The organism is Aeromicrobium sp. 50.2.37 (assembly GCF_024655735.1).
Classification (GTDB): domain Bacteria; phylum Actinomycetota; class Actinomycetes; order Propionibacteriales; family Nocardioidaceae; genus Aeromicrobium.
In genome coordinates, this window is sequence record NZ_JANLGG010000039.1 from 15,678 (window position 1) to 23,113 (window position 7,436).

At 70.3% G+C, this 7,436-nt stretch carries 9 protein-coding genes; 5 read left to right on the forward strand and 4 right to left on the reverse strand.

Annotated features, from left to right (window positions below; translation table 11 throughout):
• Positions 1-41 precede the first annotated feature (41 nt).
• Positions 42-1,238 (reverse strand): 3-hydroxyacyl-CoA dehydrogenase NAD-binding domain-containing protein, encoded by a 1,197-nt coding sequence (locus NUV38_RS15965; RefSeq protein WP_257730063.1) that lies wholly within the window; start codon positions 1,236-1,238, stop codon positions 42-44.
• Positions 1,239-1,320: 82 nt separating this feature from the next.
• Here NUV38_RS15965 and NUV38_RS15970 point away from each other — a divergent pair, with 82 nt between their 5' ends.
• Both NUV38_RS15970 and nucS read left to right on the forward strand, forming a co-directional pair.
• Positions 1,321-1,710 (forward strand): lipocalin family protein, encoded by a 390-nt coding sequence (locus NUV38_RS15970; RefSeq protein ID WP_257730064.1) that lies wholly within the window; start codon positions 1,321-1,323, stop codon positions 1,708-1,710.
• Complete coding sequence (gene nucS, locus NUV38_RS15975) at positions 1,710-2,387, forward strand: endonuclease NucS (protein WP_055967019.1); 678 nt, start codon at positions 1,710-1,712, stop codon at positions 2,385-2,387. The genes NUV38_RS15970 and nucS overlap by 1 nt, the downstream gene beginning before the upstream one ends.
• Before the next feature lie 221 nt (positions 2,388-2,608).
• On the opposite strand, the gene NUV38_RS15980 is transcribed toward nucS, so the two are convergent.
• A complete protein-coding gene (locus NUV38_RS15980) occupies positions 2,609-3,043 on the reverse strand; it encodes a subtilase-type protease inhibitor (RefSeq protein WP_257730065.1) in 435 nt (144 codons plus the stop codon).
• Positions 3,036-3,557 carry a ferritin gene (locus tag NUV38_RS15985; RefSeq protein ID WP_257730066.1) on the reverse strand — a complete coding sequence of 174 codons (522 nt, stop codon included), beginning with the start codon at positions 3,555-3,557 and terminating at the stop codon, positions 3,036-3,038. Before NUV38_RS15985 ends, NUV38_RS15980 begins: the two co-directional genes overlap by 8 nt.
• 55 nt (positions 3,558-3,612) lie before the next feature.
• Between NUV38_RS15985 and NUV38_RS15990 the strand changes: the two genes are divergently transcribed.
• Complete coding sequence (locus tag NUV38_RS15990; RefSeq protein ID WP_257730067.1) at positions 3,613-3,870, forward strand: hypothetical protein; 258 nt, start codon at positions 3,613-3,615, stop codon at positions 3,868-3,870.
• A 60-nt stretch (positions 3,871-3,930) separates the two neighbouring features.
• On the forward strand, positions 3,931-4,704 hold the full coding sequence (locus NUV38_RS15995; RefSeq protein WP_257730068.1) for an isocitrate lyase/phosphoenolpyruvate mutase family protein: 774 nt from the start codon (positions 3,931-3,933) through the stop codon (positions 4,702-4,704).
• A gap of 54 nt (positions 4,705-4,758) precedes the next feature.
• Here the strand turns inward: NUV38_RS15995 and NUV38_RS16000 are convergent, their stop codons facing one another.
• Positions 4,759-6,750, reverse strand: coding sequence for a protein meaA (locus NUV38_RS16000; protein ID WP_257730069.1), 1,992 nt, complete (start codon positions 6,748-6,750; stop codon positions 4,759-4,761).
• A 106-nt stretch (positions 6,751-6,856) separates the two neighbouring features.
• On the opposite strand from NUV38_RS16000, the gene NUV38_RS16005 reads away from it, so the two are divergent.
• Complete coding sequence (locus NUV38_RS16005) at positions 6,857-7,429, forward strand: cob(I)yrinic acid a,c-diamide adenosyltransferase (protein ID WP_257730070.1); 573 nt, start codon at positions 6,857-6,859, stop codon at positions 7,427-7,429.
• The last annotated feature ends 7 nt before the right edge of the window (positions 7,430-7,436 follow it).

Genomic DNA, 7,436 nt, shown 5'->3' on the forward strand with positions numbered 1-7,436 from the left:
CCCCGCCCCCCCCCCCCCCCCCCTCCTCTCGTCGGATCGGCTCAGTAGGTGTGGAAGCCCTCGCCGGTCTTGCGGCCGAGCTTGCCCTCGGCGACCAGGCGCTCCAAGGTCGGCGCGGGCGTCCAGCCCTCGTGGCCGAAGGTGGACACCAGGGTCTGCTGGATCGCCAGCGAGACGTCGTTGCCGACGACGTCGAGCAGCTCGAACGGACCCATGGGGAGCTTGGTCTCCTTGAGTGCGGTGTCGATCTCCTCGAGCGAGGCCTCACCGGCCTCGTGCAGCCTCACGGCGTCGTTGAGGTAGGGGAACAGCAGGGCGTTCACGATGAACCCGGCGCGATCACCGCAGGAGACCGGGTGCTTGCCGACGTCGAGGCACAGGGCCTTGACCGTCTCGGCGACCTCGGGCGACGTCGAGTCGGCGGAGACGACCTCCACCAGCTTCATGACCGGGGCGGGGTTGAAGAAGTGCATGCCCACGACGTCCTGCGGACGCGACGTGGCCTCGGCGCACGACGCGATGGAGAGCGACGACGTGGTGGTCGCGAGGATCGCGCCGGGCTTGGTGATGCGGTCGAGGTCGCGGAACAGCTCGAGCTTGACGTCGAGGTCCTCGGCGATCGCCTCCACCACGATGTCGACGTCGTCGAGCGCGTGCCGGTCCGTGGCAGCGGTCAGCCGACCGATGACGTCGGACTTCTCGTCCTCGGTGAGCCGGCCCTTGGCGATCGCCCGGTCGAGGTTCTTCTCGATCCGGGCCTGGACGGCGGCGACCTTGTCGTCGGAGCGCCCGACGAAGACCACGTCGTGCCCGGCCTTGGCGAAGACCTCGACGATGCCGGAGGCCATGGTCCCCGTGCCGACGACGCCGACCTTGGCGACCGGGTGGTGCTTCTGGGGCGCCGCAGCGGCGCCCGCGTCGGCGGCTGCGGTCTCGAACGTCTCGGAGGACTCCGCGAGCTTCACCAGCACGGGAGCCGGCTCGTGGAGCGGGTCACCGGTGCGGGCGTGCTGGGCGCGCAGGCCCTCGACCACGGTGGCGACACCCAGGGCGTCCACGAGGGCCAGCGGGCCGATCGGGTAGCCGCAGCCGAAACGCATCGACGCGTCGATGTCGTCCTTGGTGGCGTAGCCGCTCTCGTACATGGTCGCGGCGTGGTTGAGGTACGGGTACACCAGCGTCCGGGCGATCTCGGCGCCGCGGTCGTCGGCCGTGAGACGGTCCACGATCTCCTGCATGCCTACTCCTAGGTAACTTCGGGGTCGTGACACACTAGCGTCCGATCCGCACCAACGGGAGGGCTGTCACATGAATCGTCGTATGAGCCTGGCCACGGGCGTCGCCGCCCTCGCCCTGAGCACTCTCGCCGCCTGCGGGTCCGACGACGGGCCGGGGACGCCCGAGGGCTCGTCGCCGTCGTCGTCGGCCTCCGCCTCCGCCTCCCCCACGTCGGCTGCGCCCACCGAGGATCCGGCCGACGCCGCCGACCTCGCCGGCACGTGGCGCGACGACGAGGTCGACTGGACCGTGACCTTCAAGGCCGACGGCACCTTCTCCGAGGACTTCCAGGGCGTGCCGGAGTTCCGCACCGGCGACTACGAGGTCACCGACGGCGTCGTCACGCTCATGGGTGGCGACGGCAACGACGACGAGGGCACCATCAAGGACGGGACGCTCGTGTTCAAGCTCGGGACGTTGGTGCGTCAGTAGTGCGTCTGGTCGTCGCACGCTGCCAGGTCGACTACGCCGGGCGGCTCACCGCACACCTGCCCATGGCCACACGGGTCATCATGGTCAAGGCCGACGGCTCGGTGCTCGTGCACTCCGACGGTGGCTCCTACAAGCCGTTGAACTGGATGAGCCCGCCCTGCAGCCTCAAGGAGGGCACCGCCGACGACGGTCGCCTCGAGTGGGTCGTGCAGGCCGGCAAGACCGATGACACGCTGCGCATCCTCATCGACGAGGTCGTGTCCGACTCCAGCCACGACCTGGGCGTCGACCCCGGCCTGCGCAAGGACGGCGTCGAGAAGCACCTGCAGGAGCTCCTCGCGGAGCACACGAGCACGTTCGGCGTCGGCATGTCGCTCGTGCGCCGTGAGTTCATGACCGCGATCGGCCCGGTCGACCTGCTGTGCCGCGACGACGCGGGCGCCGCCGTGGCCGTCGAGATCAAGCGGCGCGGCGACATCGACGGCGTCGAGCAGCTCACCCGCTACCTCGAGCTGATGAACCGCGACCCGAAGCTGCGCCCCGTGCGTGGCATCTTCGCCGCCCAGGAGATCAAGCCCCAGGCCCGCGTGCTCGCCGAGGACCGCGGCATCGAGTGCGTCGTCGTCGACTACGACGCGCTGCGCGGCATCGACGACCCCTCCCTGCGCCTGTTCTGACCGACGACCCTCCTGCGCCAGCGTGCTCGAGCCTGGAGCGCACGCATGGGCCGAGCGAGCGACGGCAGACGCCCGGGCGAAGCCCGGCAGCCGTGAGGAACGAGCGGCTGGAGCGCACGCATGGGCCGAGCGAGCGCCAGCGAGCGACGGCAGGCGCCCGGGCGAAGCCCGGCAGCCGTGAGGAACGAGCGGCTGGAGCGGCGAGGAACGAGCCGCGCGCCCTATTGGAGCGGGACGTCGAAGAAGGTGGTGCCGAGCCGCTCCCAGCGGTCGACCTCGCAGCCGTTCTCTCGCGTGAAGGTGGCATCGACGTCCGCGCCGTCGACGGTGCCCTTCACCGTGGCGGTCTGGGGGCCGCCGTAGATCATCGTGCAGGCCTGGTCGGCCGGCACCGGCTCGAGGACGTCCGCCCCGGCCGAGGCGAGCGCGTCGCAGGCCTCCTGGGCCTGCGGGTGGTCTCCCCCGGTGGGGTCGCACTCGAGGGTCATGGTGGTCGGCTCGGCATCGGCGTCCGTGCGCACCTCGATGGTGATCGACGTGGCCGCGACCGAGCCGCCCCCGGCCTCGGCGTCCGTGCCGGAGTCGTCGTCGGAGGCCTGGCCGCAGCCGACCAGGAGCGCCCCGACGAGGACGAGGAGCGGCAAGGCCCTACGCACCGGCGATCCTGGGTGCCGTCGGGTCGGCGGACTCTCCCGTGTCCTCGCGCGCGACCCAGTCCTCGATGCGGTCGACGTCGTCCTTCGCCCGCGTGACCACGGCCAGCAGGTCGCCCATCGTGGCGACCTCCTCGACCTGCTCACGGATGAACCACTGCATGAACTGCTCCGACGCGAAGTCGCCGTCGGCCCTCGCGATCCGCGTCAGCTCGTTGACCTGCTCGGTGACCTTCTCCTGCTCGAGCGCCGCTCGGACCGGCTCCACGACGTCGCCGAACTCCCCGACCGGCGCCGGCAGCGCGGGGATGCGCGGCGTCTCGCCGGCGTCCAGGAGGTACTGCACCATCATCATGGCGTGGTCGCGCTCCTCGGACGCCTGGTCGTAGAAGAGCGCCGCCATCCGCGGCATCGTCTGGGCGTCGTAGAACGCCGCGATCGCCACGTACTGCTGGTGCGCCCCGAACTCGTGCCCGAGCTGCTCGTTGAGCTTCTCCACGAACGCCTGTGACGTCATCGTCGTCCTCCATCGTCGCCGGGTGACTTCATGGGCCCGATGCTACGGTCTGGTCGTGTCCAAGCCCCCGAAGGTCAAGTGCTGCGTCAGCAAGACCCGCTGCAAGCGCTGCCCGATCCGGATGCTGAAGGAAGGCACGCTCCCCGACGGGTACGGCGTGAAGAAGCGGCGGCTCGTCCGCATCGGCGCCGACGGCACCGTCGTCCCGGTGGAGAAGAAGGACAAGAAGTCGAAGAAGAGCAAGAAGGGCAAGAAGGCGCAGAACAAGAAGAACCAGGGCAAGAAGGCCAAGAAGCACGCACTGGCCGCCTGAGGCGACCCTGGCGCGAGATTCGTCTGGTGGGCCCGTGCGCCGTGCCCTAGCGTCGGCGTCATGGACCTGAAGACACGCGCCCAGACGCTGCTCGACCTGCACACGGCCCCGGAGCTGCTCACCGTCGTGAACGTGTGGGACGCCATCACCGCCCGCATCGTCACCGAGGTCGAGGGCACCAAGGCCCTCGCCACGGCGAGCCACTCCATCGCCGCGTCGCACGGCTACGAGGACGGCGAGAACATCCCGGTCGAGGAGATGATCGCCGCCGTCGGGCTCATCGTCGCGAACACGCACCTGCCGGTGACGGCCGACCTCGAGGCCGGCTACGGCGACCCCGGCGAGACCGCCCGCAAGGCGATCGGTGTGGGCGCGGTCGGTGCCAACCTCGAGGACCAGGTGAAGCCGCTGGCCGAGGCCGTGGCCGCCGTCGAGGCCGTCGTGAAGGCCGGTGAGGCCGAGGGCATCCCGTTCGTGCTGAACGCCCGTACCGACGTCGTCGCGAAGGCCGGCGACCGCCCCCACGACGAGGTCATCGCCGACGCGATCGAGCGCGGCAAGGCCTTCATCGAGGTCGGCGCGCCGATCGTCTTCGTCCCGGGCCCCCTCTCCGAGGACGACGTGCGTGCGTTCGTCGACGCCTGGGGCCCCCAGCGGCTCACCACCATCGGCTACCCGGGATCCATCCCCCTCGCGCGCCAGCAGGAGCTCGGCGTCGCGCGCGTGTCGTACGGGCCGTTCACGCAGTCCGTGGCGCTCATGGCCCTGCAGGACCTGACGCGTGACATCCAGGCCGGCGGAGCGTTGCCCGAGGACTTCCGCGTGCTCAACTGACCCGCGGACGACGAAGGGCCCGGGACCGTGTGGTCCCGGGCCCTTCGCACGCGGTCAGGCCTCGAGGCCCTTGGCCTTGCGGATCTCGTCGACGATGCGACCCATGATGTCGGTCATGCCGAAGTCCTTCGGGGTGAAGACCGCGGCCACGCCGTCCGCCTCGAGACGACGGCCGTCGGAGTCGGGGATGATGCCGCCGACGATGAGGGGCACGTCGTCCATGCCGGCCTCGCGCATGCGCTGCTGCACGTCGGGCACGAGCTCCATGTGCGACCCGGACAGGATCGACAGGCCCACCACGTGCACGTCCTCGGCCACGGCGGCGGAGACGATCTGCTCGGGCGTCAGCCGGATGCCCTGGTACACGACCTCGAAGCCGACGTCGCGGGCGCGGACCGCGATCTGCTCGGCACCGTTGGAGTGGCCGTCCAGGCCCGGCTTGCCGACCAGGAAGCGCAGCCGCGTGCCGAGCTCGTCACCCGTGCGCTTGACCTTCTCGCGCACGGCGGTCAGCTCGGCGCCGGCCTCCGCCACGCCGACGGCACCGGAGACGCCGGTGGGTGCCCGGTACTCACCGAAGACCTCACGCAGCGCACCCGACCACTCCCCCACGGTCGCACCGGCGCGCACGGCCGCGAGCGTCGCCTCCATCAGGTTGGTCTCGGTCTTGGCCTCGGACTGCAGCCTCTCGAGGGCCGCATCGACGGCACCCTGGTCACGCTGCTCGCGCCAGGCCTGCACGTCGGCGACGGCGTTGGCCTCGGCCTGCGGGTCAGCCACCATGATGGCGCCGTCGAGGTCCGCGGTCAGAGGCGACGGCTCGGTCTCCACGTAGCTGTTGACGCCCACGACCTTCATCTCGCCGGACTCGATCTGCGAGCGGCGGGCGGCGTGCGAGGCGACCAGCTCGGACTTCATGTAGCCGGACTCGACGGCCGCCACGGCACCCCCCATGGCCTGCACGCGGTCGATCTCGGCCTGCGCACCCTCCACGAGCTCGGCGACCTTGGCCTCGATGACGTGCGAGCCGTCGAAGATGTCGTCGTACTCGAGGAGGTCGGACTCGAAGGCGAGCACCTGCTGAAGGCGGAGCGACCACTGCTGGTCCCACGGACGGGGCAGGCCGAGCGCCTCGTTCCACGCCGGCAGCTGCACCGCCCGCGCGCGGGCGTTCTTGCTGAGCGTGACGCCGAGCATCTCGAGCACGATGCGCTGCACGTTGTTCTCGGGCTGGGCCTCGGTGAGACCCAGGGAGTTGACCTGCACGCCGTAGCGGAAGCGGCGCATCTTGGGGTCGGTGACGCCGTAGCGGTCCCGGGTGATCTGCTCCCAGAGCTGCCCGAAGGCACGCATCTTGCAGGTCTCCTCGATGAAGCGGACCCCGGCGTTGACGAAGAACGAGATGCGCCCGACGGTCTTCTCGAAGTCGGCGTCGTCGACCTGGCCGGAGTCCTTCACGGCGTCGAGCACCGCGATGGCGGTGCTCAGCGCATAGGCGATCTCCTGCGTGGGCGTGGCGCCGGCCTCCTGCAGGTGGTAGCTGCAGATGTTGAGCGGGTTCCACTTGGGGATCGTGTTGACCGTGTAGGCGATCATGTCGGTCGTCAACCGCAGCGACGGGGCCGGACCGAAGACGTAGGTCCCGCGCGACAGGTACTCCTTGATGATGTCGTTCTGCGTCGTGCCGGCCAGCGCCGACGGCTCGACCCCCTGCTCCTCGGCGGCCACCTGGTACATGGCGAGCAGCCACATGGCGGTGGCGTTGATCGTCATGGAGGTGTTCATCTCGCCGAGCGGGATGTCCTGGAACAGCCGTCGCATCGACCCCAGGTGCGGGATCGGGACGCCGACCTTGCCCACCTCGCCGCGAGACAGCACGTGGTCGGGGTCGTACCCGGTCTGGGTGGGCAGGTCGAAGGCCACCGAGAGCCCCGTCTGGCCCTTCGCCAGGTTCTTGCGGTACAGCGCGTTGGACTCGGCCGCCGAGCTGTGTCCGGCGTACGTGCGCATCACCCAGGGACGGTCGGGCGCAGACTTGTCAGGCATGCCGGTCAGGTTACCGCGCCGTAACGTGACGCGGCAGACTCTGTGAGCCACGCGACCCGCCTCAGGGCGCCCGGCCGCCCTGCCCGACACGCCCTAGGGTGAGGTCATGGTCAACCTGACACGGATCTACACCCGGACTGGCGACGACGGCACGACCAACCTGGTCGACTTCAGCCGCACCTCGAAGAACGACCTGCGGCTCGTGGCCTACGCCGACGTCGACGAGGCCAACAGCCAGCTGGGACTCGCCCTCGCGTTCGAGGAGCTGGACGACGAGGTGACCGCCGTGATCCGGCACGTGCAGAACGACCTCTTCGACGTCGGCGCCGACCTCGGCGCGCCGGTCGTGGAGAACCCCGAGCACCCGCCGCTTCGGGTCGAGCCCGACTACGTCGACCGCCTCGAGGGCTGGTGCGACCAGTACAACGACCGGCTCGAGAAGCTGCGCTCGTTCATCCTGCCCGGCGGCACCCGCTCGGCATCGGCCCTGCACGTCGCGCGGACGGTGACCCGGCGCGCCGAGCGCTCCGCGTGGGCCGCCATCGACGTGCACGGCGACACGATGAACCCGTTGACCGCCCGCTACCTCAACCGGCTGAGCGACCTGCTGTTCATCCTCGGTCGCTACGCGAACCGCGAGGCAGGCGACATCCTCTGGGTGCCCGGCGGCGAGCGCTAGCGAGCCC

Excerpts from the sequence above, each read along its gene's own strand:
- NUV38_RS15995 (WP_257730068.1), top strand. The coding sequence starts at position 3,931 with ATGGACCTGAAGACACGCGCCCAGACGCTGCTCGACCTGCACACGGCC.
- NUV38_RS16005 (WP_257730070.1), top strand. The coding sequence starts at position 6,857 with ATGGTCAACCTGACACGGATCTACACCCGGACTGGCGACGACGGCACG.
- NUV38_RS15970 (WP_257730064.1), top strand. The coding sequence starts at position 1,321 with ATGAGCCTGGCCACGGGCGTCGCCGCCCTCGCCCTGAGCACTCTCGCC.
- NUV38_RS15985 (WP_257730066.1), bottom strand. The coding sequence starts at position 3,557 with ATGACGTCACAGGCGTTCGTGGAGAAGCTCAACGAGCAGCTCGGGCAC.
- NUV38_RS15965 (WP_257730063.1), bottom strand. The coding sequence starts at position 1,238 with ATGCAGGAGATCGTGGACCGTCTCACGGCCGACGACCGCGGCGCCGAG.
- NUV38_RS16000 (WP_257730069.1), bottom strand. The coding sequence starts at position 6,750 with ATGCCTGACAAGTCTGCGCCCGACCGTCCCTGGGTGATGCGCACGTAC.